The sequence below is a fragment of the Thalassobaculum sp. genome (genome assembly GCF_040219215.1).
In the GTDB taxonomy this organism is placed as follows: domain Bacteria; phylum Pseudomonadota; class Alphaproteobacteria; order Thalassobaculales; family Thalassobaculaceae; genus Thalassobaculum_A.
Map to the genome: position 1 here is coordinate 298,117 of NZ_JAVJSX010000044.1, position 24,288 is coordinate 322,404.

The following is a 24,288-nucleotide window of genomic DNA, read 5'->3' on the forward strand; positions in this document are numbered from 1 at the left end:
CCGGTCAGGGCAGCTTGGCGCCCTTTGGATGGCCCGGCAGGTCGTCGAGCCGGCAAACCCAGCCCGGCCGGCTGTCGGTCCAGATCTGGCCGGTTGGAACCAGGGTGGATGGATCGTCGAACAGGCCGCGCCACACCGTTATTCGGTCGCGGCTCGGGTCGTCGTAGTGGAATCCGACCGGCGTGCCGCATTGTCGGCAGAAGCTGCGGCGGGTTTCGGGGCCGGACTGCCAGAACGTCAGGGCACCGCTCGGGTCGTCCAGGCGCAGCTGCGACGGTAGGCTGCCGACGGCGACGGCGAAGGCTCCGCCGCTGGTCTTCTGGCAGGTCGTGCAGTGGCACAGCGTCACATCGGACGGGGCGCCCGTCAGCGTTACGCGAACGCCGCCGCACAGGCAGGATCCGGTCAAGACGCTGTCAGCCGCGTCCGCGGAGGAGGGTGTCATCGGGCAATCCTTCGTTCGGCGGCCCCGGCCAGCGGGGCCTCCGGTCGTCCATAGCCAGCCAGGAGGGGGCGTCGGCGGCGAAACCGTGGGCCTCCGGCGCCAGCGCGTGCGGGTCGTCGAGCCCGCCGAGCAGAACCTCGATCAATTCGGGCTGGGCGGTCGAACTGCAGATCACACTTGCGCCGCACGTCGGACAGAACAACCGGTCGCCATACGCCGACGCGGCCCACGCGGCGGTCGGCCCGTCATTGTCACGGTAGCGGTCGCGGGGCCAAATCGCCCAACCCATTGCCAGCCCGCCGGTGGCTCGCCGGCACATGCTGCAATGACAGAGCCCGCTCTCCAGCGGCGGGCCGGTGACAGCGTAGCGGAACGCTCCGCACAGACAACCGCCCTCAAGCCGCTCATCCCGGGTCAGCGGCTGCGGGTTGGCGGTGGGCCGCGTCGGCGCATGGCCGGAGCGGAACGGCAGGTTCGGATCGACCGCCAGCCAGGCCACACGGCTTTCGCCGTGGATCTGGTCGAGCGGGTAGCCGGCCTCGACATCATCCAGCGAGCCCAGGGCCAAGTCGATGTGATCGGGCGAATCGTCGTGTGTGAAGGTCAGCTTTGTGCCGCAGACCGGGCAGAAACTCCGCTCACCCTTGGCGGAAGAGCGGTAGAATGCCGGGCGTTCCCCGGTCCAGGCGAACTCTGCCCGCTCGACGGTGAGCCAGGGAACCAGGATGGCACCCGACCCCTTGCGGCACAGCACGCAGTGGCAATGAACGCGGTGCAGGACCGGTCCCTTGGCGCGCCAGCGCACACGGCCGCACCCGCAGCCGCCCGTCAGTTCGCCGTCACGCGGCATCCCGAATCTCGCACCACACCGGCGTGTGGTCGCTGGCTTTGGGCTTGGCGCGAGGGGCCGTGTCGATGCCGGAGGCGGTCAGACGGTCGGCCGCCTGCGGGGACAGCAGCAGGTGATCGATCCGGACACCCTCGTCGCGCTGCCAGGCGCCGCCCTGGTAATCCCAGAACGTGTATTTGTGAACGGTCTGGTCCAGGGCCCGGAACGCGTCGGTGTAGCCAAGCCACAGGATTTCCCGAAACGCCGCCCGGGTCTCGGGCCGGAACAGCGCGTCGTCGACCCAGGCCGCCGGGTCGTGAACGTCGTCATCGGTCGGGATGACGTTGTAGTCACCGCCGAGAACGACGACACCCTCGGTGCGCAGAAGCTCGGCGGCGCGGGCCTTCAGGCGCTTCATCCAGGCCAGTTTGTAGGGGTATTTCTCGCTGGCGACCGGATTGCCGTTCGGCAGGTAAATGGTGGCCACCCTGACATCGTTGCCGACGGTAGCTTCGAGATACCGTGCCTGCTCGTCGGTATCGTCGCCGAACAGGCGCGGCTGCACGTCCGATAGCCCGACTTTGGACAGGATGGCGACGCCGTTGTAGCTCTTCTGACCGTGAATCGCGCACTGGTATCCCAGCGCTTCAATCTCCAGGCGCGGGAACCCGTCGTCGACGGTCTTGATCTCCTGCAGTAGGACCACGTCGGGGGCGGCTGTCTTCAGCCAGTCCAGGACGTTGTCCAGGCGCGCCTTGACCGAATTGACGTTCCAACTGGCGATCTTCACAAGGCTACCTCCGGTGACGAGGCCCGCATCGTGCCACGCCGTCGTTCCCGGTCAACCGCGGAGGACGCGCCGAACCGGCGTTCAGCCGATTGCGAAGGAGGTGCCGCAGCCACAGGAGGAGGTGGCGTTCGGATTCTCGACCGCGAAGTACGAGCCGATCAACTCGTCCTTGTAATCAAGCTGGGCTCCGGCCAGCAGATCAAGCGACACGTCGTCGACCACGACCTTGACCCCGTCACGCTCGAACACGTGGTCGTCGTCGTTGACGGCATCATCGAAATCGAACTGGTACTGGAAGCCGGAGCAACCGCCACCGAGCACCGCGACGCGCATCATCAGACCGTCGCCTTTCGCCTCGTCCTGCCGCAGCTTGGCAATACGGCGCGCCGCGCTCTCGGTGAACGAGAAGCGGGCCTCTTGGATCCCTGCATCAGGCATATCCAGGCTCCGTTCGGTGGTGTCCCAGCAGCAGCCATACGATATAGGGCGCCGATGCCGGGCATTCAACGCGCTTTCGCGTTGCCGTGGCAAGGCCCAGCAGGTAGGGTCCGCGCGCTTTCCGCTGCCTCCAGGCGTGCGCGTCCGACCGGATTCCCGATGTCCGGGTTTGACCGTGGCCGTGTCGGCGATTCAGACAGGACAGCACCCCGACACCGTGGTATGATCGCTGCACTACGATGAACGTATTCAATCAGTTCCGTGAGAAAATTCAGGCGGCGCTAGAGGAATTGGCGCGCCGCCAGGGTTGGCCGGATGGGCTGCCGTTCGATCGCGTAACGGTGGAGCCGCCGCGCGACCTGAGCCACGGCGACATTTCGACCAACGCCGCGATGCTGCTGGCCAAGCCGGTCGGCACCAACCCACGGGCCATCGCCGCGCCGTTGGCGGAGACGTTGGCCGGGCTGCCCGAAGTCGAGTCGGCGGAGGTCGCCGGCCCCGGTTTTATCAATCTGCGCCTGGCGGCGTCGGTCTGGCTCGCCGAGGTGTCGGCGATCCTGCGGGAGGGGACCGCCTACGGCAGTTCCGCGACCGGCAAGGGCCGGCGGGTCAACGTCGAGTATGTGTCGGCCAACCCGACGGGACCGTTGCACGCCGCTCACGCGCGCGGCGCGGTGTTCGGCGACGCGTTGGCGGCCCTGCTTGTGAAGGCCGGGTTCACGGTCACGCGCGAGTACTACATCAACGACGCCGGTGCCCAGGTCGAGACCTTGGCCCGTTCCGCGCATCTGCGTTACCGCGAGGCGCTGGGCGAGGACATCGGCGCGATCCCGGAAGGCCACTACCCGGGCGAATACCTGAAGGATGTCGGGCAGGCGATCGCCGACAGCGACGGCGACCGCTGGGTCGGCAAGCCCGAAGGCGAATGGCTTGAGGTGTTCCGAGCCCGCGCCGTCGAGCTGATGATGGCCGAGGTCAAGCGCGACCTGCTGGCCATGGGGATCCAGTTCGACACGTTCTCGTCGGAGCGGGCGCTGGTCGAGGCCGGCGCGGTGCAGCGCGCGCTCGATACGCTGGAGGGGCGCGGGCTGGTCTACACCGGCGTTCTGGAGCCGCCGAAGGGCAAGACGCCGGACGACTGGGAACCGCGTCCGCAGCTGCTGTTCAAGGCCAGCCAGTTCGGCGACGACGTCGACCGCCCGCTCAAGAAGTCCGACGGTTCGTGGACCTATTTCGCCAACGACATCGCCTACCACCTGGACAAGTTCCTTCGAGGATCGCCGGAGCTGATCGACGTCCTGGGGGCCGACCACGGCGGCTATGTCAAGCGGATGAAGGCCGCCGTGACGGCGATCAGCGGCGGCGAGGGCAACCTGGACGTCAAGCTGTGCCAGCTTGTCCACCTGTTCGACGGCGGCAAGCCGGTGCGGATGTCGAAGCGGGCCGGAACGTTCGTGACCCTACGCGATGTCATCGATTCCGTCGGCTCGGATTCCGTGCGCTTCATCATGCTGACCCGCCGCAACGACCAGACCCTGGAGTTCGACTACCAGAAGGTCAAGGAACAGAGCCGAGACAACCCGGTGTTCTATGTGCAGTACGCGCACGCCCGGGCGACCTCGGTGATTCGCCACGCCGGCGAGGCATTGCCTGGACAGGACCTGTCGGATGCCGCGCTGGCCAAGGTGTCCCTGGGTTCCTTGACCGACCCGGACGAGCTTGGTCTGATCAGGCTTCTGGCGGGCTGGCCGCGCCTGGTGGAGAGCGCGGCCGACGCGCATGAGCCGCATCGTGTTGCGTTCTATCTGGGCGAGGTGGCGGCGGCGTTTCACAGCCTGTGGAACAAAGGCAAGGACGAGGCGCACTTGCGGTTCATTCTTCCCGACAATACCGAGACCACCCTGGCCCGTATGGCGCTGGTGCGTGCAACCGCGACCGTGATTGCCTCCGGTCTAGGGGTGATGGGCGTGCAGCCGGTCGAGGAGCTTCGGGAATGAGCGACCGTCGGGACGAGGAACTCTATGCCGACCGCGGGTTCCGGCCCGGCCCCCCTCCGGAACTGCGCGAGCCGCCACGACGCCGTTCGCGCGCGCTCGGCGTGTTCGTCGCGACCTTCGCGCTGGCGGCGTTCGCCGGTGTGGTCTGGTACGCCTATGACCAGGGTCTGCAGCGCGGGTCCGAAACCACGGCTCCGCTGATCAAGGCTGATCCGCGTCCGGCCAAGGTCCGTCCCGAGCAGCCGGGAGGGCTGCAGGTCCCCAACCAGGACAAGCTGGTGTACGAGGCGATGCGTCCCGGTGATGGCGGATCGGCGAAGGTCGAACGCCTGCTGCCGCCACCGGAGAAGCCGGTGGATCCTCCGGCACCGCCTCCACCACCGCCGGTGTTGCCGCGAACGAGCCAGACTGTCCCGCCTTCGGCGGAAGTTCCAGTGCCGCCTGCCACCACATCCGAGCCGGCCGACACCGGCATTCCGCCGGCCCGTATCGTGACACCGGCGCCGGTGCCTGTTGTTCCCCAGCAGGAGGCCTCCGCACCTCCGCCTCCGCCGCCACCCGCGCTGGCACCGGCACCAGTTCCGCTGGCGCCCGCACCGCCGCCGGCGGCACCGGCACCGACAACCGTTCAACCCGCCGCTGAGCCTCAGGCTCCGGCACCGACCCAGGCTCCGGCATCGCAGCCGGCGCCTGTCAAAGCCACTCCGTCGGCCGGCAGTTTCCGGATTCAGCTTGGCGCCCTGCGTGACGAGGCGGCGGCCGAGGGCGAGTGGACGCGACTGAAGAAACGCTATGCCGAAGAACTTGGTACGCTGGATCGCCGCATCCAGCGGGTCGATCTCGGCGCGAGCAAGGGTGTTTTCTTCCGGATCCAGTCGAGCGGCGTCTCTGAAGCGTCTGCCGAATCGATCTGCGCCGCGCTGAAGCCCAAGGGGCAGCCGTGCATCGTGGTCCGACCCTAGAATGGCCCAGGCGGCGATCTTCGGCTGTGCCGGTCCGCAGCTTGCGGCCGATGAGGCGGCGTTTTTCCGGGATTTCGACCCTTACGGCTTCATCCTGTTCAAACGCAATGTCGACACGCCGGAGCAGGTGCGTTTGCTGGTCGATGCCCTGCGCCACACGGTGGGTCGGGACGCACCGGTACTGATCGACCAGGAAGGCGGCCGGGTTCAGCGGCTCGGTCCGCCGCATTGGCGCCGTTACCCGGCGGCGGATGTGTTCGTCCGGCTGGACAAGGTCGACCCGGAAGCGGCGGAGGCGGCGCTCCGCCTGTCGGCGGCACTGATGGCGGCGGATCTGATCGATCTTGGCATCGACGTTGATTGCCTGCCGCTTGCGGACGTGCGCCAGGCCGGCGCTCATGACGTGATCGGCGACCGCGCGTTCGGAGGCGACCCGGTAACCGTGGCTCGGTTGGCGAGGATCCAGGTCGACGCGCTGGCATCGGTCGGCGTCACCGGCGTGTTGAAGCACCTGCCGGGGCACGGGCGTTCGATGGTCGACAGCCACGCGGAACTGCCGCGGGTGGACGCTGACCGGGATACGCTGGAGGCGGTCGATTTCGCCCCGTTCAAGGCGTTGGCGGACGTGGTGCCTTACGGCATGACCGGACACCTGCTGTTCCCGGCCTTCGACGCGGACCGCCCGTCAACGCAGTCACCGGTGGTGGTCAACGAGGTTATCCGGGGGGCGATCGGCTTCGACGGACTGCTGATGACCGACGACCTGTCGATGGAAGCCCTTGGCGGGGCGATTGAAAGCCGGGCCTCCGCCTCGCTGAAGGCCGGGTGCGACCTGGTTCTGCATTGCAACGGGCGGATGGACGAGATGGTCGCGATCGCAGGCGAAGTCGGGACGTTGATCGGTCCGGCCGCCGCCCGCGCAGCCCGTGCGGACGCTGAGAGGATGCGGGCGAGGGCGGCGGCGATACCGCCGTCGAAGGACGCGGCCTATCGGCTCGAAACGCTGCTGGCCGGGCTGGGAACTGCCTGATGGACGCTGATTACTTCGTCGGTCTCATCCAAGGCGCAACGGTTTGGATCATCCCGGTCATTCTGGCGATCACCCTGCATGAAGCGGCGCACGGCTGGGCGGCCTCCAGACTGGGGGATCCGACCGCTAGGCTGTTGGGGCGGGTTACACTGAACCCGCTGGCGCACATCGACCCGTTCGGAACGCTGATCCTGCCGGCCATGCTGCTGATCATGAAGGCGCCGTTCCTGTTCGGCTACGCCAAGCCAGTGCCGGTGAACTTCTCCCGGCTGAACAACCCACGCCGGGACATGGCGTTGGTCGCGCTGGCGGGGCCGGCATCGAACATCCTGCTGGCGATTGTGGCAGCGCTGCTGTTCCACACGGTCGACCTCATGCCTTCGGTGGTCGATGAATGGTTCGTGGAGAACCTGCGCAACCTGTTCCTGCTTAATCTGGTCCTGGCGGTCTTCAACATGCTGCCGATCCCGCCGCTGGACGGTGGACGGGTCCTGGTTGCGGTGCTGCCGGACGCGTTGGCGTGGCGGGTGGCCCGGCTGGAACGTGCCGGTCTGGTCGTTGTTATCCTGGTGCTTTTCCTGGTGCCCTTCATCGCCGGCCAGTTGGGCTTTACACTGGACATAGCGAGCGTACTGATCTGGGGACCGGTCGACGCGCTTGCCTCGGTGATCAAAGCGATCACCGGTCACTGAGCTGACGGACGGCGATTTGGCTAACCACGACGCGTTCGAGAGCCCGGATCCGGAATACCGTCGGCGCGAGCCGGTGCAGCTGTCGCTGTTCCTGAACCTGGATGGGTTCGAGGGGCCGATCGACGTGCTGCTGACCTTGGCGCGCGACCAGAAAGTCGACCTGACCCAGATCTCGATCCTTCAGCTCGCCGAGCAGTACATCGTGTTCATCCGCGAGGCCCAGGTTCTCAACCTCGAGCTGGCGGCCGACTATTTGGTGATGGCGGCGTGGCTCGCCTACCTCAAGTCGCGCCTGCTGCTGCCGGTGGACGCAACCGAGGAGGAGGAACAGGACCCGGCCGCACTCGCCGAGGCACTGCGGTTCCAACTGCTCAGGCTGGAGGCCATGCAGGAAGCCGGTGGCCGACTGATGGCCCTGCCGCAGCTCGGCGTCGACCTCCACGCCCGCGGGGCGCCGGAGAACCTGTCGATTCGATACCGGCCGGTCTATGACGTGACGCTGTACGATCTGCTGAGGGCCTATGCCGATCACAAGGTTCGCGAACAGGGGCACACGCTGACCATTGCCGCGACCGAGCTGTATGCCGTCGAGGACGCGATCGAGCGACTGCGCGGGCTGGTCGGAAAGGTGCCGGAGTGGCGCACGCTGTTCAGCTTCCTGCCGGAGTTCCTGAAGGGCTCTTTGATCCTCCGTTCAGCGATGGCATCGACCCTGGTTGCCAGCCTCCAGCTCGTGAAGGACGGCCAGGCCCAGATCCGGCAGGAGGGCACCTTCGGCCCGATCTGGCTACGCTCGCCGACCGGGAACGCGTCATGACCGAAGCCGCGGCCGATTTGCCCGATCTGCTGGCCGATGAGGATTGGCGGCGCTGGCGGCGTTTCGTCGAGGCCGTGCTGTTCGCCAGTGCCGAGCCGATTGATGAAACCCTGCTGCGCCAGCGGGTACCGGAAACCGTCGATCTGACGAAACTGCTGCTCGAACTGGCTGATGCCTACGCCGAGCGGGGAGTGAACCTAGTGCGGCTCGGCACTAGGTGGAGCTTCCGGACCGCGCCGGACCTGGGCGCCATGCTGCGCAGCGACAAGCCGGTGCAGCGCAAATTGTCGCGGGCCGCAGTCGAGACACTGTCGATCATCGCCTACCACCAGCCGGTCACCCGTGCAGAGGTCGAGGAGATCCGGGGCGTTGCCCTGTCGCGCGGGACACTCGACACCCTGCTGGAGGCCAGCTGGATCAAGCCGCGCGGCCGGCGCGACACGCCGGGGCGTCCGTTGCAGTGGGGGACCACCGACGCGTTCCTCGATCACTTCGGCCTCGCCGACATCAAGGAACTTCCAGGCCTCGAAGACCTGAAGGCCATGGGGCTGCTGGAGAAGCGCGCCGGCGTTACCAGCATCGCCATGCAGCAGGACGACTTGTTGGAGGACGACCCCGAGGAACAGGCCGAGCAGCTGGATTTTCTTCCCGATGAGAACATCACGGATGACTGATCACCCAGGGCAGGTGGCTTGCCGTGCTGGATCCATGCCGGTATCTCAACCGGCATGACAATCATCGACCTCGAATCGCGCCAGGGTGCCGAGAGAGCGCCGAATCCCCCCGCGCTTGAGCTGCAGGGGGTGCGGCACAGCTATGGTCGGAGCGTGGCCGTGGATGGCGTGTCGGTCTCGGTAGCGCCGGGCGAGGTGGTCTGCCTGTTGGGACCGTCCGGTTGCGGCAAGACCACGGTGCTGCGGATCGCCGCCGGCCTTGAGGCGCTGCAGGATGGCGAAATCCGGCTTGCCGGTACCGTGGTGGCCGGATCGGGCGTCGACGTCCCGCCGGAGCGTCGCGGCGTCGGGCTGGTGTTTCAGGACTATGCCCTGTTCCCGCATCTCGACGTTCTCGACAATGTCGCGTTCGGCCTGACCGGCTGGACCGCAGCCGACCGCCGGGCGCGAGCAGAAGCGGTGCTGGCATTGGTCGGTATGAACGGCTACTCGGCGGCGTTCCCCCACGAGCTGTCCGGCGGCCAGCAGCAACGGGTTGCCCTGGCGCGCGCCCTGGCACCGCGGCCACGGGTCATGCTTCTGGACGAGCCGTATTCGGGGCTGGATGCCCGATTGCGCGACCGGGTGCGCGACGAAGTGCTGCACATCCTGAAGGCCAGCGGGTCGGCCTGCCTGATGGTGACCCATGATTCGGAAGAGGCCATGTTCATGGCAGACCGGATCGCCGTCATGCGCGCCGGCCGGATCGTACAGGAGGGCACGCCGGTCGAACTGTACTGCGAACCGGCCGATGCGTTCGTGGCATCGTTCTTCGGCGAGGTGAACCGCATCGAAGGTGTGGTGCAGGCCGGGGCCGTCGATACCCCGATCGGCACCATTCCGGCACGCGGTCTGCCGGACGGTGCGCCGGCGACCGTGGTGGTCCGGCCGGAAGCGGTTGCCATTCAGAACTGGTCCCCGCTGTTCTCCGACGATCCCAGCGGTGTGGTCGAGCAGGCCCGGTTGCTGGGGCGCACCAGCTTGATCCACATGACTGTTTCGGCGCCGGCCCGGCCTGACCGGACGGTGCACTTGCACGCCCGGGTGCCCGGCGTGCATCTTCCAAAGCCGGGCGCGCGCGTCAGGATCCAGATCGATCATGCGCAGGCGTTCGTGTTCGCGGGTGAGTAGCGTAATTTAGTCCTTACGGTGTTGGCGTTGCGGCGCGCGGCTATGGTCGCGTATAGTCCGCGGCATCAAACGGGGGCGTAACCGGAATTCGGAGCATACGATGGGTAGCTTCAGCATTTGGCACTGGCTGGTGGTTCTCGCCGTCGTGCTTCTTCTGTTCGGCGGCGGTGGCAAGATTTCCCGGTTGATGGGCGATTTTGGTAAAGGCCTGAAGAACTTCAAGCAGGGTATCAAGGACGGCGGCGATGCCGAACCGGAGGGCGATCAGGCCAACCGTTCGGTCACGGATGACAGCACGCCTGCCAAGCCCGCGTCCAAGTCCGACCAGGCCGTCAACGGCTAAAGGGGCTTCGGCACTTCATTCCGTTTGGTCTGAGGCGCCCTGTCGGGCGCGGGGAATCTGATGTTCGATATCGGCTGGCAGGAATTCATCCTGGTTGCACTGGTGGCTGTAGTCGTGGTCGGCCCGAAGGATCTTCCGCGGGTGATCCGGTCGGTCGGACAATGGATTCGCAAGGCACGTTCGCTGGCATCCGAATTCCAGGGCAGCCTGGAGGAGATGGCACGCGAGTCCGAACTGGACGATGTGCGCCGTGAGATCCAGCAGGTGTCGAGCGGCGGGATCGGGGCATCGATCGAGAAGCACATCGACCCGGACGGCGAAATCCGAAAGAGCGTCGAGAGCGCGAAAGCGTCCAGCGGCGTTGACGAGATCAAGGGTACCCTGGACGAGGCCCACCAGGAGGCCCGCGCACTGACCCGGGAAGGCGACACGCCGAAGGGCGGCAAAGATCCTGTCCAGGACTACGCGTCACTGGCGGAGAGTTCGAAGGCCCCAGGCAACTCAGTGACGCCCCCGCCACCGGCCGCCCCGAAGGCTGCTGATCCGGCCCCGGCTGCCAAAGCTCCGGCCAAGAAGACGGCACCGAAGCGGTCGACAAAGGCGTCGGGTGCCGCCGACACGCCGAGCAAGCCACCTGCCAAGCCGCGGCGCGCACCCAAGAAGCCGACCGACACCGACTCGAAGAAGGCCTGATCGATGGCGGACGGTACTCACGATCCCGATCAGGATCTCGAAGGCGGCAAGATGCCGTTGCTCGACCACCTGGTCGAGTTGCGGCGCCGGCTGGTCATCTCGGCAGGGGCGTTCATCGTCTGCTTCTTTGTCGGCTACGCATTGGCCGAGCCGATCTTCACCTTCCTGGTCCAGCCGCTGGCCGACATCACCGCGGGCCAGGCCGGCCGTCGGATGATCTACACCGCGCTGCACGAGGCATTCTTCACCTACATCAAGGTCGGCTTCTTCTTTGCCGCCTGCGTGTCGTTTCCGATCGTGTCGATGCAGCTGTGGCTGTTCGTGGCACCCGGTCTGTACAAGCACGAGCGCCGGGCGCTGATGCCGTTCCTGGCGGCGACCCCGGTGCTGTTCACGCTGGGCGCGGCGATGGTCTATTACATCGTGGTTCCGCTCGCCTGGCAGTTCTTTCTCGGATTCGAACACCCCGGCGGCAACGGTGATCTGCCGCTCGTCCTGGAGCCGAAGGTCGACCAGTATCTATCGCTGGTCATGCGCCTGATCTTCGCGTTCGGCGTGGCATTCGAACTGCCGGTGCTGATCATCCTCATGGCCAAGGTCGGGATCGTCAGCGTGGAGGGTCTGCGCTCCAAGCGGAAATACGCGATTGTCATCGCGTTCGTTGCCGCGGCGATTCTCACTCCGCCGGACGTGATCAGCCAGGTGCTGCTCGCGGTGCCGATCATCGTGCTGTACGAGATTTCGATCCTGTTCGCGGTGATGATCGAGAAGAAGCGCGCCGAAGCGGAGGCTGCCGCGGAAGACTGACCTCCGGAGGTCGACCGCTGGAGCGTTGCTGGACCCCGGCCGGACGGCTCCGTATAAGGGCGTTCAGCGACAACGGGACCAGACGATCCGGCCATGCATGATATCCGACGCCTTCGAGAGGACGGTGCCGCCTTTGACGCCGCGCTAGCCAAGCGCGGTCTCGCCCCGGTGGCGGAAACGATCCTTGCCCGCGACGCCGACTGGCGGCGGGTCACGACCGAGTTGCAGCTCGCGCAGCAGCGCCGCAACGAAGCCTCCAAGCTGATTGGCACGGCCAAGCGCAATGGTGAGCCGGCGGACGCCCTGATGGCCGAAGTCGCCGAGCTGAAGGACCGCATGGCCCAGCTGGAAGCGGACGAGCGACGCCTCGGCGGCGAGGTCGAGGAACTGCTGGCCGGCATCCCGAACCTGCCGGCCGACGACACGCCGGTGGGCGCCGACGAGGATGCCAATGTCGAGCTGCGCAGGGTCGGGAGCCCGCGGGAGCGGAACTTCCGGGCTCAGGACCACGTCGCGATCGGTGAGGGCCTGGGTCTTATGGATTTCGAGGCCGCGGCCCGGCTGACCGGCGCGCGCTTCGTGGTATTGAAGGCCGAACTGGCGCGCATGGAACGGGCGCTGGCGGCGTTCATGCTGGATATCCACACCGGGGAGTTCGGCTACACCGAGATCGCTCCGCCGGTCCTGGTGCGCGACCAGGCGCTCTACGGTACCGGGCAATTGCCGAAGTTCGCCGAAGATCAGTTCCGCACCACCGATGGCTATTGGCTGATCCCGACCGCCGAGGTTCCGCTGACGAATCTGGTGGCTGACCAGATCCTCGACGAGGCCGAGCTGCCGCTGCGGTTCACCGCCTACACCCCGTGTTTCCGCTCGGAGGCAGGCTCGGCGGGCCGGGATACCCGTGGGATGATCCGTCAGCACCAGTTCGGCAAGGTCGAACTGGTGTCGATCACCCATCCGGAGCGCTCCGACGAGGAGCATGAGCGCATGACAAGCTGCGCCGAGACAGTGCTGAAGCGCCTCGATCTGCCGTACCGCGTGATGGCCTTGTCGACCGGCGACATGGGTTTCGCGGCGCGTCGCACCTATGACATCGAAGTCTGGTTGCCGGGTCAGGACGACGGTGCCGGGCGGTACCGCGAGATCTCGTCGTGTTCGGTTTGCGGCGACTTCCAGGCGCGCCGCATGAAGGCTCGGTTCCGCCGCAAGGGCGAGAAGGCGACCGAGTTCGTCCATACGCTCAACGGCTCGGGGCTGGCGATCGGCCGGACCCTGATCGCGATCCTGGAGAACTACCAGGAGGCGGACGGCTCGGTGACGATCCCGGACGCGCTCAAACCGTATCTCAAGGGCTTGGATCGGATTGAGGCGAAGACATGACGACTTGGCCGATGGAACTCGCCGACGCCCGTATCCTGGTGTCGAACGACGACGGGATCGAGGCGCCGGGAATCAAGGTCCTGGCCCGGATCGCGGCGACGCTGTCCGATGACGTATGGATCGTCGCACCGGAGGTCGAGCAGAGCGGGGCAGGGCACTCGCTGACGCTGCGCCGGCCGCTGCGCATCCGCAAGGTCGAGGAACGGCGCTACGGGGTGGACGGCACGCCGACCGACTGCGTGCTGCTGGCGATCAATGAGATCCTGAAGGATCACAAGCCGACGCTGGTGCTGTCGGGAGTCAATCGCGGGGGAAACCTCGGCGAGGACGTCACCTACTCGGGCACCGTGGCTGCCGCGATGGAAGGCACGGTGCTCGGCGTTCCGTCGATCGCGCTCAGCCAGGAGTATCCCGAGGGCGGGCCGGTGCCATGGGACACCGTCGAGACCTTGGCGCCGGATCTGATTCGCCGGCTGTGCTCGATCGGTTGGCCGCGCAACTCGCTGATCAGCATAAATTTCCCGGCCGTCGGTCCGGACTCGGTGACCGGCGTTCTGGCCGCGGCCCAGGGCCGACGCAAGATCGGCGACCAGATCACCACCGCGCGTGATCCACGCGGCGTGCCGTATTACTGGATCGGCAGCATGCGCACCGAGGATCCGACCGTTGCCGGTACCGATATCAACGCGGTCTACAAGAACGCCGTGGCGGTCACGCCAATCGACATGAACATGACCGACCGCCCAACCCTGACGAAGCTGGCCGAGACCTTCCATTGAGTCACGACGAGGCCCGCAAGATCCGCCTGATCATGAGCCTGCGCGGTCGGGGCATCACCGACCGGGCGGTTCTCGGCGCGCTGGAGCGTGTGCCGCGCGAGATGTTCGTCGACCCGGCGTTCCTCGACCAGGCCTGGGAAGACCGGGCCTTGCCGATCGCCGCCGGCCAGACCGTTAGCCAGCCGTTCATCGTCGCGTTCATGACCCAGGCGCTGGAACTGACGGATCGTACCAAAGTCCTGGAGATCGGTACCGGTTCCGGCTACCAGGCGGCCGTCCTCGCGCGGATCGCCCGGCGGGTCTATACGGTCGAGCGGCATCCCGAATTGCTGCTGGTTGCGGAGAAGCGATTCGCCGCCCTGAAGCTTCACAATCTGCACAGCCGCCACGGCGACGGCTGGAAGGGCTGGGCGGAGCAGGCGCCGTTTGAGGCGATCATCGTTACTGCCGCGGCATCCGAGCCGCCGGCGGCATTGCTCGACCAGTTGGCAGAGGGCGGCCGCATGGTGGCGCCGATCGGCGGGTCCAGCGACGTTCAGCGGCTGGTGCGCTACCGCCGCCGCGACGGCGCGATCGAGGAGGAGAAGTTGCTGGACGTCCGGTTCGTGCCGCTGGTGCGCGGTGCCGCCCGCGCCAGCGAGACGCACTGACCAGATCGCGTTGAGCCCGAGTCCGCTGCCTCGTACACTGTGATGATGATCAGATCGTTCCTCGTTCCGGCCACGTTCGGGTTGCTGCTGTCAGTGGTGCTGACAGCCTGCAGCATGAGCCCGTCGCAGCCGCGACTGGCGAACCCGGACCCCAACGCCAACCCGCCCTCTACCTCGCGTGGATCGGCCTTGCCGTCGGACGGCGTGGTCACTGTCCGGCCGGGCGACACGATCTACGCTTTGGCGCGGCGCTACGGGATCAGCCCGCGCACCATCATCGAGACCAACCGACTGGCACCGCCTTACCTGCTGCATGTCGGAGATCGACTGATGTTGCCGGTACCGCGGGTGCATGTGGTCAAGGCGGGTGACACGGTGTCAGAGATTGCCCGGGACCGCCGGATCAGCATGGAGCAACTGGTTTCGCTCAACGGTCTGCGGCCGCCCTATGCGATCCGGGTTGGCCAGCGTCTCAATCTGCCGTCGGCAGGCGCCGGGTCCGACGGCACGGTCGTGGCGGCCCGCGAGCCGCAGAGGGCGCCGATCGTCAGCCAGCCAGTGCCGCCGCCGCGCGATCCGACCCAGCCATGGTCGTCGGACGGCACCCTCAACTTCCCGGTCTCCGGTTCGGCGCCCGGTCCGGTCGCTGAAGGCGGACCACCGTTGCCGACGGCGCGCCCATCCGGCAGCGCTTCATCCAACCGGGTGACGTTCGTTCAGACACCCGCCCCGCCACCGCCACCGGTGAGCACTCCGGCCGAGACCGCGGCGCGGATGGCGGTTCTGACCCCGGCGCCACGATCCGCGGGGCGTTTCCTGTGGCCGGTGAAAGGCCGGGTGATCGCCGCCTTCGGCCCCCGCGAGGGGGGGCTGCACAACGACGGGATCAACATTGCTGCGAACAAGGGCGAGCAGATCAGGGCCGCCGAGAATGGCGTGGTGGTGTACGCCGGCAACGAGTTGCGCGGCTTCGGCAACCTGCTGCTGATCAAGCATGCCGACGGCTGGACGACAGCCTACGCCCATGCCGACACCCTGCTGGTTCGTCGCGGCGACCGGGTGGCACGCGGGCAGCCGATTGCCACGGTCGGCGAAACCGGCAACGTGGACCGTCCGCAGCTTCATTTCGAGATACGCAAGGGCCAGCGCGCGGTGGATCCGCGCGATGAACTTGCCGCATCCCAAGCGGCGTTGCCGGTGACCTCGAACCAGCGGATGCGGCTGGCCGGATGATCGGCTCGATCGAACTGGAGTGGCGGTTCGGCACGATCGAAGTGCCGGCACCCGATCGCTACATCCGCCAGGCGATCCAGACCACTGGGGAATACAGCGGCGCCGAGATCGACCTGTACCAGTCGCTGTTGCGGCCGGACGACGTGGCGATCGACGTCGGTGCCAATGTCGGCGTGTTCTCCATTGCAATTGGATTGTCCGTCGGCCCGGCCGGCCGGGTGCTGGCGTTTGAGCCGCAGCCCCCGATCTACGAGCTTCTGAAGCGGAACCTCTCGCGTCCGGAACTGAAGCAGGTCCAGGCGGTGCGGGCCATCGTTGCCCGACGGGATGGCGTCGCGGAGTTCATCGAGGTGCAGACGCTTCCCGAGGGCGAGGAAGTGAACTTCGGTGGGCTCGGCGTACACTCGTCGATCCGACGGCGGTATGGCCGGTTCGTGCCGACCGATGTTCGCTGCATCGACGGCCTTGCCCTGAATCGCTGCGACTTCATCAAGATCGACGCGGAAGGCACCGAAGGGGCCGTCGTCGTGGGAGCAACGGCGACCATTGCCAGATGCAGGCCGGTCGTGAGTTTCGAGTGCGATCGACCGGACGTCGCCGGGCCACTTGTGGATACCTTCCTGGATGCCGGCTATCGGCTGTGGCGTTTTCGGGGTTCGAACATGCGGGTGCCGAATCCCAAGGGGGCGACCCTGGAGGGGGTTCCGAACATCTCGATCCTGATGCTGCTGGCTGTTCCGGAGGAGCGGCTCGACCGCTTGGCGGCGGCGGATATGTCAGCGCTTCGAGTTGTGGACAGCAGACGGACCTTCGAGCGGCTTTCGCAAGGGATCGTCAAAGACACGATCTGAGTCAGAAGATCCAGGACCAGAGCAGCGGCAGCAGGATCGCCGTCGCGAGCGCGTTCAGCCCCATGGCGAGCCCGGAGAACGCTCCCGCCACTTCGTTGACCTGCATGGCCCGGGCCGTGCCGATACCGTGGGCCGCAACGCCGATGGCGAGGCCGCGCGCCCGCCAGTCGCGGATGCGAAGCAACGTGAGCAGTGGCGGCCCGAGCATTGCGCCAACCACGCCGGTAAGAATCACCAGAACGGCGGTCAGCGAGGGCAGGCCGCCGAGTTGTTCGGCAATGCCCATGGCAATCGGGGTCGTCACCGACTTCGGCGCGATCGAGGCTACGATTTCAGGCGCAGCGCCAAGCAGAAACGAGATTCCGACCGCGCTGAGGGATGCCGACAGCGACCCCATGACGATCGCCGCCAGCAGTGGACCGGCGGAGCGGCGAACCCGGGCGAACTGGTTGTACAGCGGCACCGCCAGCGCAACCGTCGCCGGCCCGAGCAGGAAGTGCACGAACTGGGCGCCTTCGAAATACCGTTCGTAGGAGGTGCCGGTGGCGACCAGCAATCCGACCAGGATCACGATGGCGATGACCACCGGGTTCAACAGCGGGTTCATACCGAACCGACGGTAGAGCCGGTTGCCGATCAGGTACGCGACCAGGGTCAGCGTCAGATGCAGCAGAGGATTGGTCGCCAGATAGACCCAGAGCTCGTCGACCGGCTTCATGGCTGGTGATCCATGTCCGGTCCCCGCCCCGCCAACCGCTCCAGCCCGAGCATGGTCAGCGCGGTCACGGCTATGGCGATCGCCGTGCTGCCTATCAGCGCCACACCGATGGCGAGCCAAGCGTCCTCAAGCAGCCCGATGTGCAGCATGATCCCGACGCCCGCCGGAACGAACAGCAGCGAGAAGTGCGACAGTAGGGTGGTCGCGGTCGTCTGCATTACCGGCGGGACGCCGCGTCGGGCCAGCAAGCCGATGAACAGCAGGAGCATGCCGAGCACCGGGCCGGGAACGGGCAGGCCGAACAGCCCGACCAGAACTTCACCGACCAACTGGCAGATCAGCAGGAGGGTCAGGCTCTCGATCATGCCGACACCTCCCGTTGTCGCGTCCAGGCTAGCTTACGGTCTTGCCGTGCCGTCCGGCCAGATCCTGGATGTACTGCCACGCGACCCGCCCGGAGCGCGACCCACGCGTCACCGACCACTCGCGGGCTTCGGCATGCAGCTGTTCGCGCGGGATATCGATCCCGAACGCTTGGGCGTAGCCTTCGATCATCGCGAAGAAGGTGTCCTGGTCGCAGCTGTGGAAACCGAGCCAGAGGCCGAAGCGATCGGACAGCGAGACCTTTTCCTCGACGGCTTCAGAAGGGTTGATTGCAGTCGAACGCTCGTTCTCGATCATGTCGCGGGCCATCAGATGGCGGCGGTTTGAGGTTGCGTAGAACAGCACGCTCTCCGGTCGTCCTTCGATACCGCCTTCCAGCACCGCCTTCAGGGACTTGTAGCTGTTGTCGGAATGGTCGAACGACAGATCGTCGCAGTAGACCACCGAGCGACGGTCGGCATCGCGCAGGATGTGCAGGAGTTTCGGCAGGGTCTCGAGATCCTCGCGGTGGATTTCGATCAGCGCCAGCGAGCCTGGATGCTTGGCGTTGATCTCGGCGTGGACCGCCTTGACCAGCGAGGACTTGCCCATGCCGCGCGCACCCCACAGCAGGGCGTTGTTGGCGGGCAGGCCGAGGGCGAACCGCTCGGTGTTCTCGAACAGGGTGCGGCGCTGCAACTCGATGCCTTGCAGCAGTTCGATCGGGATCCGGTTGATCTTGGCGATCGGCTCAAGACGTCCGTGAGCCGCGTCCCAGATGAAGCCGTCGGCGGCGTGCACGTCGGACGCGGCGGTCGGCGGGGGCGCAAGCCGCTCCAGCGCATCGGCTATCCGGGTGAGAACGGCAAGGTTCAGGGCGTCGTTCGGCATGGATGGATCGGCGGTCATGACGTGGGTCTCGGCGCGGCGGAGAGGGGGATCGGCGGATGAGGCCGCGGACGTTACCGGCGCTCCCGCGGAGGGTCAACGCCGCGGCGTAGTGCAAGGCGGGCTGTCGTTGCATTTCGTGGGTGCGTCGCTATAGTCCCGCCACTTCGCGCCGGCCATAGCCGGCACGCATTAAAGCGTAGGGCGGAACCCCTCGGGAGACGGAACGGCATGTTGATTTCACCAGCCTATGCACAGGCAGCGGGCGGACTGGGCGGCGGTAGCGACATGATCATGTCGTTGGCCCCGCTTGTCCTGATCTTTGCGGTTTTCTACTTCCTGCTGATTCGACCGCAGCAGAAGAAGGCCAAGGAGCATCGCGAGATGCTGAACAACGTGCGTCGCAACGACAAAGTCGTCACCAATGGCGGCTTGGTCGGCACTGTGACCAAGGTCAGCGACACCGACGACCTTCTGACCGTCGAAATCGCCAGCGGCGTAAAGGTTCAGGTCGTGCGCAGCATGATCGCTGACGTGCGTACCAAGGGCCAGCCGGTCAGCAACAAGGCGCCGTCGAAGGGCAAGGCTGCCAAGACCGCCGAAGCCGACAACGACGACGAAGACGACGCGGAAGCACCGAAGTCGGCCACTTAAGCCGCCGGACCACCCGACGCAAGGCAACGCACTATGCTTCAGTTTCCGATGTGGAAGATTGCGCTGGTGGCATTGGTGTGCCTGCTCGGCATCGTCTACGCAGCACCTAACATGTTCGCCCGCAACACCTTCGGCGAGGTGCCCAGCGGTGTCCCCGGGCGGCAGATCAATCTGGGTCTCGACCTGCAGGGCGGCTCTTATCTGCTTCTGCAGGTCGATACGGCTGTGGTGGTCCAGGAGCGTCTGGAGTCGATCGTGGAGAGTGCGCGGCGTGAGTTGCGCGATGCCAAGATCGGCTATCTCGGGCTCGGCGTGCACGGCAAGGCCGCGGCGTTCGACGTCCGCGAGGCAGGCGACCTGGAAAAGGCGCGTCAGTTGGCGCGCGGACTCGATACCGGCATTACGGTCAACACCGAAGGCGACCGGGTCACCGTCGAGTTGACCGAGGACGCGGTGGCGGACCTCAGCCGCAACGCCGTGCAGCAGTCCATCGAGATCGTGCGCCGCCGTGTCGACGAGACCGGCACCCGCGAACCTCTGATTCAGCGGCAGGGCAACAACCGCATCCTGATCCAGCTTCCGGGCATCGACAATCCGGAACGGATCAAGGCGCTGATCGGCCAGACCGCGAAACTGACGTTCCATCTCGTCGACACCACCGCTTCGGTTTCCGACGCGATGAACGGTCGGGTGCCGCCGGGTTCCAAGGTGTTGCCGTCGGTCGATAACCAGGGTCCCAGCCACTATGTGGTGAAGCGCCGCGTGATGATCAGCGGCGAGAACCTCGTCGATTCCCAGCCGTCCTTTCAGGACAACCGGCCGGTCGTAAGCTTCCGGTTCGACTCGATCGGCGGGCGGCGCTTCGGGCAGGCCACGACCGAGAATGTCGGTCGGCCGTTCGCGATCGTGCTCGACGACAAGGTGATCTCGGCGCCGGTGATCCGCGAGCCGATCCTGGGCGGGACCGGCATCATCTCGGGTAGTTTCTCGGTTCAGGAAGCCCAGGATCTGGCGCTGCTGCTGCGTGCCGGCGCGCTGCCGGCCCCGCTGACGGTTCTGGAGGAGCGCTCGGTCGGTCCGGGGCTGGGGGCCGACTCGATCGCGGCCGGCAAGGTCGCGTCGATCGTCGGCCTCGTCCTGGTCATCTGCTTCATGGTGGTGGCGTATGGCCTGTTCGGGATCTTCGCCAACATGGCGTTGCTGCTGAACATCGGCCTGATCCTCGGTGCGCTGTCGGCGCTGCAGGCGACCCTGACCCTGCCGGGCATCGCCGGCATCGTCCTGACCATCGGCATGGCGGTCGACGCAAACGTGCTGGTCTTCGAACGCGTGCGCGAAGAGATCGACAACGGTCGTTCCCCGATCAACGCGCTGGATGCCGGCTACCGCCGTGCTTTCACGACGATCGTCGACTCCAACCTGACGACGCTGTTTGCCGCGGTATTCCTGTTTGCGCTGGGGGCGGGCCCGGTGAAGGGCTTCGCGGTCACCTTGGGCATCGGGATCATGACTTCCATGTTCACTGCCGTGATGGTCACCCGTTTGTTCGTGGCGATGTGGGTGCGCTATCGCCGCCCAGCCACCTTGCCGATCTGAACCAAGGAACCCGTGATGCTGAAACCGATCCGGTTCGTTCCTCGGAACCCCAAGCTGCCGATCATCAAGAGTCGGCTGGCTGCGCTGGTGTTTTCGGCGTTGCTGATCCTCGGCTCGCTGGCGGCCGTTGCCACCGTCGGCTTGAATTTCGGGATCGACTTCAAGGGTGGCATCCTGATGGAGGTGCGCACCCCGGGTGTCGCTGATATCTCCGCCATGCGGTCCACGTTGAACAGCCTGAATCTCGGAGACGTCAGCCTCCAGGAGTTTGGCGATGAACGCGAAGTGCTGATCCGCATCCAGCGCCAGGATGGCGACGAATCGGCTCAGATCAAGGCCACCAATGCGGTCCGCACGGCGCTTGGCGACGGCGTCGAGTACCGCCGGACAGAGTTCGTAGGTCCGACCGTTGGCCAGGAACTGATCGAGGCAGGGGTGCTGGCGGTTGGGCTCGCCCTGCTCTCGATCCTGCTTTACGTCTGGTTCCGGTTCGAGTGGCAGTTCGGCGTTGGCGCGTTGGTGGCGCTGGCCCATGACATCATCTCGACGATGGGCCTGTTCGCTATCATCCAGCACGAATTCAACCTGGCGACCGTGGCCGCGGTGCTGACCATCGCCGGGTATTCGATCAACGATACCGTCGTGATCTACGACCGGGTTCGCGAGAAATTGCGCAAGTACAAGAAGATGACTCTCCCCGAGCTATTCGAACTGTCGGTGAACGAGACCCTGTCGCGCACCACGCTGACCTCCGGCACGACCCTGTTGGCGCTGTTCGCTATCTATCTGTTCGGCGGCGCCGTCCTGGCCGATTTCGCGCTGGCAATGATCTGGGGCATCGTGATCGGTACCTACTCGTCGATCCTGATCGCGGTTCCGTTGCTGCTGTACACCGGTGTGCGCCGGGGTGACGACCATCTCGATCCGTCCCAGGTCCCCGAGTACGAGCGGGCCGAGCGCGAGAGCTGAGCCGATGGACGTCACGCCGCTCGTCCCGGAAGGCGTCCAGATCATCCACGGGTACGGCGACGGCGCCTTCCGGATCGCCCAGGTCGTGCACCAGGGACCGGTCCTGGTGATGCCGGAGATGACGGTTCCATGGGCGGTCGAAGTCGGCACCGCGCTTGATCCGTTTGACTTGGCGACGCTTGAGCCGATCCTTTCCGCCGACCGCCGGTTCGACATCCTGCTGATCGGGACGGGCCCCAAGCAGGTGTTCGTGCCGCCGGCGGTGCGCCAGGCCATACGGGACCGCGGGCCGGTCGCGGAAATGATGGACACAGGTGCCGCCTGCCGTACCTTCAACGTGCTGCTGACCGAGGGCCGCCGCGTCGCCGCGGCACTGCTGCCGGTCGGCTGATCGCAACCGGGTTTCGTTTACGGAGAGGTTTGCGTCCGACGATGTCCGCCGACACGACCATCAACGATCACGGCATCCTGCCGATCCAGAGCCTGCGGGCCGGGATCCGCGATGGCTGGATAGCGGCTGATCCCGGAATCATCGACGCCCAGTTGCAGCCCGCCAGCCTGGATTTGCGTCTGGGGTCCACGGCGTATCGCGTCGTGTCGAGCTTCCTGCCTGGTCCGGACCGCACGGTGGAGCAGAAGCTGGCCGAGTTCGACCGGTACCAGGAGATGTACGAACTCGACCTGTCCAAGCCCACGGTGCTGGAGCGGGGCTGCGTCTACATCGTTCCCTTGGCGGAACGGCTGTCGCTGCCGGCGGGCGTATCTGCCGTTGCCTCGCCGAAAAGCAGCACCGGCCGGCTCGACGTGTTCACCCGCTTGATCGTGGACCGGGCATCCGGATTTGAAAAGGTAGCGGCGGGCTACTCCGGGCCAATGTATCTGGAGATTGCACCGCGGACGTTCTCGATCGTGGTGCGGGCCGGGGACCGGTTGAACCAGATCCGTTTCCGGGTAGGGGCCACGGACACCAGCGATGTCCAGCTGCAGGCTGCGCATGACATCGACCCGGTGATCTTCGCCGGCGGGGCTTCGGCCGAGGCGGTGATTGCCGACGGGTTGTGGGTGTCGGTCGATCTGGCGGACCGGGGCGGAGAGCCGATCGCCTACCGGGCCCGGCGGCACGCGCCGCTGCTCGACCTGTCCAAGGTCGCTCATTACGATCCGCTCGACTTCTGGGAGCCGATCGCAGGCGACGGTAACGGCCGGCTGATCCTGAACCCTGACGACTTCTACCTGCTGGCTTCGCGCGAGGGTGTTCGGGTGCCGCCGGGGTCCAGCGCCGAGATGGTGCCGTATGACACGGCCGCCGGTGAGTTCCGGGTGCATTACGCCGGGTTCTTCGACCCCGGTTTCGGCCACCGTGCCGACGGGTCGGGCGGCACCCCCGCGGTTCTGGAGGTACGCTCGCACGAGGTGCCCTTCGCATTGGAGCACGGCCAGCGGGTCGCACGGCTGAAGTACGAGCAACTGCTGGCGGTACCCGACGTGCTGTACGGTAGTGGGCTTGGGTCCAACTACGCCGAACAGCGGCTGACCCTGGCAAAATTCTTCAAGCCGTTCGTTCGGCGTGGAGCGGCGTGACCGATCGGGGTCCCGCGGTCCGGGCCGCGCTCGCCGATTGCGCCGCCATTGCCGAGCGCAACGATTCAACGTTGTTCCACGCCACCCGTCTGCTACCGCGATTCCGCCAGGACCTGTTCGCCGGGGCCTACGCCGCGATGCGGGTGATCGACGACGCGGTCGATGAAGATTTTCTGGTCCGGCCGGAGCGGGATCGGCACGCCGGCCGTACGGCCATGGCGGCAGTGGTCGAGGCTTGGCGACGGCAGACCGCGGAGGGCGCAATCGCCGGGCCGCTGTCGTCGTCGGTTGCGCTCGGGTTCCAAGCCACGGTTGGGTGCAGCGACCTGGGGCCGGAACCCTGGAACGGGCTGGCGGCCGCGATGACCGAGGATGTCGCAGAGGCCGACATGCCGGATTGGGAGGCGTTCGATCGCTACGCCGATGGCGCCACCGTGGCCCCGGCGACCGTGTTCATCTACCTGCTGGCGTGCCGCTTCTCGGATGGGCACTACCGCTGTGACCTGCCGGAGCGTCCGCGTTATTATGCGAGTGATCTCGCAGTGTTCTGTTACTTGGTTCACATACTGCGTGATCTTGCCAAGGACGCGGGATCAAGAGGGCGGCTGGTCACGATTCCCCGAACCGTGCTGGCCGGGTTCGGCCTCGACCGCGATACCCTGGCGGATGCTCTTGCTACGGGCGACCACGCGAAGGTCGACAGGTTGGCCGATGTTCTGTTGAACCGCGCCGACCTCCACCGGTCCCGGGGGCGGGAGCGGTTGACAGAACTCATGCCGCACCTGGATCTTCGGGAGAAGGTGGCTCTCGAGGGGCTGGTACGGGTCTACGAGGGGCTGCACACCGATTTCCGCCAGCGCTATGCCGCCCGCCTGGCGGGCTTGCCGGATCTGGAAGCCGGTCACCGGGTGGCGGCATTCGATCGGTCCTGACACA

At 66.3% G+C, this 24,288-nt stretch carries 28 protein-coding genes; 21 read left to right on the forward strand and 7 right to left on the reverse strand.

Translation table 11 applies throughout. From position 1 onward, the window contains the following. Positions 1-4: 4 nt before the first annotated feature. From RIC54_RS26665 to erpA, 4 genes are all read right to left on the reverse strand, one after another. The gene (locus RIC54_RS26665) at positions 5-445 is read right to left on the reverse strand and encodes a GFA family protein (RefSeq protein ID WP_350094489.1); all 441 of its coding nucleotides are present in this window, start codon (positions 443-445) and stop codon (positions 5-7) included. Further along, positions 417-1,295, reverse strand: coding sequence for a GFA family protein (locus RIC54_RS26670; RefSeq protein WP_350094492.1), 879 nt, complete (start codon positions 1,293-1,295; stop codon positions 417-419). Before RIC54_RS26670 ends, RIC54_RS26665 begins: the two co-directional genes overlap by 29 nt. Further along, positions 1,285-2,064, reverse strand: a complete 780-nt coding sequence (locus RIC54_RS26675; protein ID WP_350151594.1) for an exodeoxyribonuclease III — start codon at positions 2,062-2,064, stop codon at positions 1,285-1,287. Before RIC54_RS26675 ends, RIC54_RS26670 begins: the two co-directional genes overlap by 11 nt. A gap of 81 nt (positions 2,065-2,145) precedes the next feature. Next, the gene (gene erpA / locus RIC54_RS26680; protein WP_350094498.1) at positions 2,146-2,502 is read right to left on the reverse strand and encodes an iron-sulfur cluster insertion protein ErpA; all 357 of its coding nucleotides are present in this window, start codon (positions 2,500-2,502) and stop codon (positions 2,146-2,148) included. A gap of 239 nt (positions 2,503-2,741) precedes the next feature. On the opposite strand from erpA, the gene argS reads away from it, so the two are divergent. The 15 genes from argS (at position 2,742) to RIC54_RS26755 (ending at position 16,583) form a co-directional block, all read left to right on the forward strand. Beyond that, a complete protein-coding gene (argS, locus tag RIC54_RS26685; protein ID WP_350094501.1) occupies positions 2,742-4,499 on the forward strand; it encodes an arginine--tRNA ligase in 1,758 nt (585 codons plus the stop codon). Then, positions 4,496-5,461, forward strand: a complete 966-nt coding sequence (locus RIC54_RS26690) for an SPOR domain-containing protein (RefSeq protein ID WP_350094504.1) — start codon at positions 4,496-4,498, stop codon at positions 5,459-5,461. Before argS ends, RIC54_RS26690 begins: the two co-directional genes overlap by 4 nt. Position 5,462: 1 nt before the next feature. Next, on the forward strand, positions 5,463-6,491 hold the full coding sequence (gene nagZ, locus RIC54_RS26695; protein WP_350094507.1) for a beta-N-acetylhexosaminidase: 1,029 nt from the start codon (positions 5,463-5,465) through the stop codon (positions 6,489-6,491). Beyond that, the gene (locus RIC54_RS26700; protein ID WP_350094510.1) at positions 6,491-7,183 is read left to right on the forward strand and encodes a site-2 protease family protein; all 693 of its coding nucleotides are present in this window, start codon (positions 6,491-6,493) and stop codon (positions 7,181-7,183) included. Before nagZ ends, RIC54_RS26700 begins: the two co-directional genes overlap by 1 nt. A 16-nt stretch (positions 7,184-7,199) precedes the next feature. Then, a complete protein-coding gene (locus RIC54_RS26705) occupies positions 7,200-8,000 on the forward strand; it encodes a segregation and condensation protein A (protein WP_350094513.1) in 801 nt (266 codons plus the stop codon). After that, positions 7,997-8,674: an SMC-Scp complex subunit ScpB gene (scpB, locus tag RIC54_RS26710; RefSeq protein WP_350094516.1), complete on the forward strand. Its 678-nt coding sequence runs from the start codon at positions 7,997-7,999 to the stop codon at positions 8,672-8,674. The genes RIC54_RS26705 and scpB overlap by 4 nt, the downstream gene beginning before the upstream one ends. A 54-nt stretch (positions 8,675-8,728) precedes the next feature. Beyond that, positions 8,729-9,844 carry an ABC transporter ATP-binding protein gene (locus RIC54_RS26715; RefSeq protein WP_350094519.1) on the forward strand — a complete coding sequence of 372 codons (1,116 nt, stop codon included), beginning with the start codon at positions 8,729-8,731 and terminating at the stop codon, positions 9,842-9,844. 100 nt (positions 9,845-9,944) lie between these two features. Next, on the forward strand, positions 9,945-10,187 hold the full coding sequence (locus tag RIC54_RS26720) for a twin-arginine translocase TatA/TatE family subunit (protein ID WP_350094522.1): 243 nt from the start codon (positions 9,945-9,947) through the stop codon (positions 10,185-10,187). A gap of 60 nt (positions 10,188-10,247) precedes the next feature. Continuing rightward, the gene (gene tatB / locus RIC54_RS26725) at positions 10,248-10,880 is read left to right on the forward strand and encodes a Sec-independent protein translocase protein TatB (RefSeq protein ID WP_350094525.1); all 633 of its coding nucleotides are present in this window, start codon (positions 10,248-10,250) and stop codon (positions 10,878-10,880) included. A gap of 3 nt (positions 10,881-10,883) precedes the next feature. Then, positions 10,884-11,687 (forward strand): twin-arginine translocase subunit TatC, encoded by an 804-nt coding sequence (tatC, locus tag RIC54_RS26730; protein WP_350094528.1) that lies wholly within the window; start codon positions 10,884-10,886, stop codon positions 11,685-11,687. Between the two features lie 93 nt (positions 11,688-11,780). Then, positions 11,781-13,070 (forward strand): serine--tRNA ligase, encoded by a 1,290-nt coding sequence (gene serS / locus RIC54_RS26735; protein ID WP_350094531.1) that lies wholly within the window; start codon positions 11,781-11,783, stop codon positions 13,068-13,070. Next, positions 13,067-13,849, forward strand: coding sequence for a 5'/3'-nucleotidase SurE (gene surE, locus RIC54_RS26740; RefSeq protein ID WP_350094534.1), 783 nt, complete (start codon positions 13,067-13,069; stop codon positions 13,847-13,849). Before serS ends, surE begins: the two co-directional genes overlap by 4 nt. Positions 13,850-13,881: 32 nt before the next feature. Continuing rightward, a complete protein-coding gene (locus tag RIC54_RS26745; protein WP_502989695.1) occupies positions 13,882-14,499 on the forward strand; it encodes a protein-L-isoaspartate(D-aspartate) O-methyltransferase in 618 nt (205 codons plus the stop codon). Between the two features lie 42 nt (positions 14,500-14,541). Beyond that, entirely contained in the window at positions 14,542-15,732 is a 1,191-nt protein-coding gene (locus RIC54_RS26750; protein WP_350094540.1) for a peptidoglycan DD-metalloendopeptidase family protein, read from the forward strand. After that, positions 15,729-16,583 carry an FkbM family methyltransferase gene (locus RIC54_RS26755; protein WP_350094543.1) on the forward strand — a complete coding sequence of 285 codons (855 nt, stop codon included), beginning with the start codon at positions 15,729-15,731 and terminating at the stop codon, positions 16,581-16,583. The genes RIC54_RS26750 and RIC54_RS26755 overlap by 4 nt, the downstream gene beginning before the upstream one ends. Position 16,584: 1 nt before the next feature. Here the strand turns inward: RIC54_RS26755 and RIC54_RS26760 are convergent, their stop codons facing one another. The 3 genes from RIC54_RS26760 to RIC54_RS26770 are packed head-to-tail and all read right to left on the reverse strand — an operon-like array spanning position 16,585 to position 18,573. Next, positions 16,585-17,301: an LrgB family protein gene (locus tag RIC54_RS26760; protein WP_350094546.1), complete on the reverse strand. Its 717-nt coding sequence runs from the start codon at positions 17,299-17,301 to the stop codon at positions 16,585-16,587. Beyond that, a complete protein-coding gene (locus RIC54_RS26765; RefSeq protein ID WP_350094549.1) occupies positions 17,298-17,666 on the reverse strand; it encodes a CidA/LrgA family protein in 369 nt (122 codons plus the stop codon). Before RIC54_RS26765 ends, RIC54_RS26760 begins: the two co-directional genes overlap by 4 nt. Before the next feature lie 28 nt (positions 17,667-17,694). Beyond that, the gene (locus RIC54_RS26770; protein ID WP_350094552.1) at positions 17,695-18,573 is read right to left on the reverse strand and encodes an ATP-binding protein; all 879 of its coding nucleotides are present in this window, start codon (positions 18,571-18,573) and stop codon (positions 17,695-17,697) included. Between the two features lie 210 nt (positions 18,574-18,783). Here RIC54_RS26770 and yajC point away from each other — a divergent pair, with 210 nt between their 5' ends. From yajC to RIC54_RS26800, 6 genes are read left to right on the forward strand one after another with little or no spacing between them, the layout of a single operon-like run. Further along, positions 18,784-19,206, forward strand: a complete 423-nt coding sequence (gene yajC, locus RIC54_RS26775) for a preprotein translocase subunit YajC (RefSeq protein ID WP_350094555.1) — start codon at positions 18,784-18,786, stop codon at positions 19,204-19,206. 33 nt (positions 19,207-19,239) lie between these two features. Further along, positions 19,240-20,802: a protein translocase subunit SecD gene (secD, locus tag RIC54_RS26780; protein ID WP_350094558.1), complete on the forward strand. Its 1,563-nt coding sequence runs from the start codon at positions 19,240-19,242 to the stop codon at positions 20,800-20,802. A 15-nt stretch (positions 20,803-20,817) separates the two neighbouring features. After that, a complete protein-coding gene (gene secF / locus RIC54_RS26785; RefSeq protein WP_350151597.1) occupies positions 20,818-21,771 on the forward strand; it encodes a protein translocase subunit SecF in 954 nt (317 codons plus the stop codon). A gap of 4 nt (positions 21,772-21,775) precedes the next feature. Further along, positions 21,776-22,162 (forward strand): Mth938-like domain-containing protein, encoded by a 387-nt coding sequence (locus tag RIC54_RS26790; RefSeq protein ID WP_350094564.1) that lies wholly within the window; start codon positions 21,776-21,778, stop codon positions 22,160-22,162. 41 nt (positions 22,163-22,203) lie between these two features. Further along, complete coding sequence (locus tag RIC54_RS26795; protein ID WP_350094567.1) at positions 22,204-23,352, forward strand: 2'-deoxycytidine 5'-triphosphate deaminase; 1,149 nt, start codon at positions 22,204-22,206, stop codon at positions 23,350-23,352. Next, the gene (locus tag RIC54_RS26800) at positions 23,349-24,284 is read left to right on the forward strand and encodes a squalene/phytoene synthase family protein (protein ID WP_350094570.1); all 936 of its coding nucleotides are present in this window, start codon (positions 23,349-23,351) and stop codon (positions 24,282-24,284) included. Before RIC54_RS26795 ends, RIC54_RS26800 begins: the two co-directional genes overlap by 4 nt. Positions 24,285-24,288: the final 4 nt, after the last annotated feature.

Coding starts and splice junctions, on each gene's coding strand:
- RIC54_RS26765 (WP_350094549.1), bottom strand. CDS start 17,666: ATGATCGAGAGCCTGACCCTCCTGCTGATCTGCCAGTTGGTCGGTGAA.
- RIC54_RS26770 (WP_350094552.1), bottom strand. CDS start 18,573: ATGACCGCCGATCCATCCATGCCGAACGACGCCCTGAACCTTGCCGTT.
- tatC (WP_350094528.1), top strand. CDS start 10,884: ATGGCGGACGGTACTCACGATCCCGATCAGGATCTCGAAGGCGGCAAG.
- nagZ (WP_350094507.1), top strand. CDS start 5,463: ATGGCCCAGGCGGCGATCTTCGGCTGTGCCGGTCCGCAGCTTGCGGCC.
- RIC54_RS26795 (WP_350094567.1), top strand. CDS start 22,204: ATGTCCGCCGACACGACCATCAACGATCACGGCATCCTGCCGATCCAG.
- argS (WP_350094501.1), top strand. CDS start 2,742: ATGAACGTATTCAATCAGTTCCGTGAGAAAATTCAGGCGGCGCTAGAG.
- RIC54_RS26700 (WP_350094510.1), top strand. CDS start 6,491: ATGGACGCTGATTACTTCGTCGGTCTCATCCAAGGCGCAACGGTTTGG.
- serS (WP_350094531.1), top strand. CDS start 11,781: ATGCATGATATCCGACGCCTTCGAGAGGACGGTGCCGCCTTTGACGCC.
- yajC (WP_350094555.1), top strand. CDS start 18,784: ATGTTGATTTCACCAGCCTATGCACAGGCAGCGGGCGGACTGGGCGGC.
- secF (WP_350151597.1), top strand. CDS start 20,818: ATGCTGAAACCGATCCGGTTCGTTCCTCGGAACCCCAAGCTGCCGATC.
- surE (WP_350094534.1), top strand. CDS start 13,067: ATGACGACTTGGCCGATGGAACTCGCCGACGCCCGTATCCTGGTGTCG.
- RIC54_RS26720 (WP_350094522.1), top strand. CDS start 9,945: ATGGGTAGCTTCAGCATTTGGCACTGGCTGGTGGTTCTCGCCGTCGTG.
- tatB (WP_350094525.1), top strand. CDS start 10,248: ATGTTCGATATCGGCTGGCAGGAATTCATCCTGGTTGCACTGGTGGCT.
- scpB (WP_350094516.1), top strand. CDS start 7,997: ATGACCGAAGCCGCGGCCGATTTGCCCGATCTGCTGGCCGATGAGGAT.
- RIC54_RS26760 (WP_350094546.1), bottom strand. CDS start 17,301: ATGAAGCCGGTCGACGAGCTCTGGGTCTATCTGGCGACCAATCCTCTG.
- erpA (WP_350094498.1), bottom strand. CDS start 2,502: ATGCCTGATGCAGGGATCCAAGAGGCCCGCTTCTCGTTCACCGAGAGC.
- RIC54_RS26790 (WP_350094564.1), top strand. CDS start 21,776: ATGGACGTCACGCCGCTCGTCCCGGAAGGCGTCCAGATCATCCACGGG.
- RIC54_RS26750 (WP_350094540.1), top strand. CDS start 14,542: ATGATGATCAGATCGTTCCTCGTTCCGGCCACGTTCGGGTTGCTGCTG.
- RIC54_RS26690 (WP_350094504.1), top strand. CDS start 4,496: ATGAGCGACCGTCGGGACGAGGAACTCTATGCCGACCGCGGGTTCCGG.
- RIC54_RS26665 (WP_350094489.1), bottom strand. CDS start 445: ATGACACCCTCCTCCGCGGACGCGGCTGACAGCGTCTTGACCGGATCC.
- secD (WP_350094558.1), top strand. CDS start 19,240: ATGCTTCAGTTTCCGATGTGGAAGATTGCGCTGGTGGCATTGGTGTGC.
- RIC54_RS26745 (WP_502989695.1), top strand. CDS start 13,882: ATGAGCCTGCGCGGTCGGGGCATCACCGACCGGGCGGTTCTCGGCGCG.
- RIC54_RS26670 (WP_350094492.1), bottom strand. CDS start 1,295: ATGCCGCGTGACGGCGAACTGACGGGCGGCTGCGGGTGCGGCCGTGTG.
- RIC54_RS26755 (WP_350094543.1), top strand. CDS start 15,729: ATGATCGGCTCGATCGAACTGGAGTGGCGGTTCGGCACGATCGAAGTG.
- RIC54_RS26715 (WP_350094519.1), top strand. CDS start 8,729: ATGACAATCATCGACCTCGAATCGCGCCAGGGTGCCGAGAGAGCGCCG.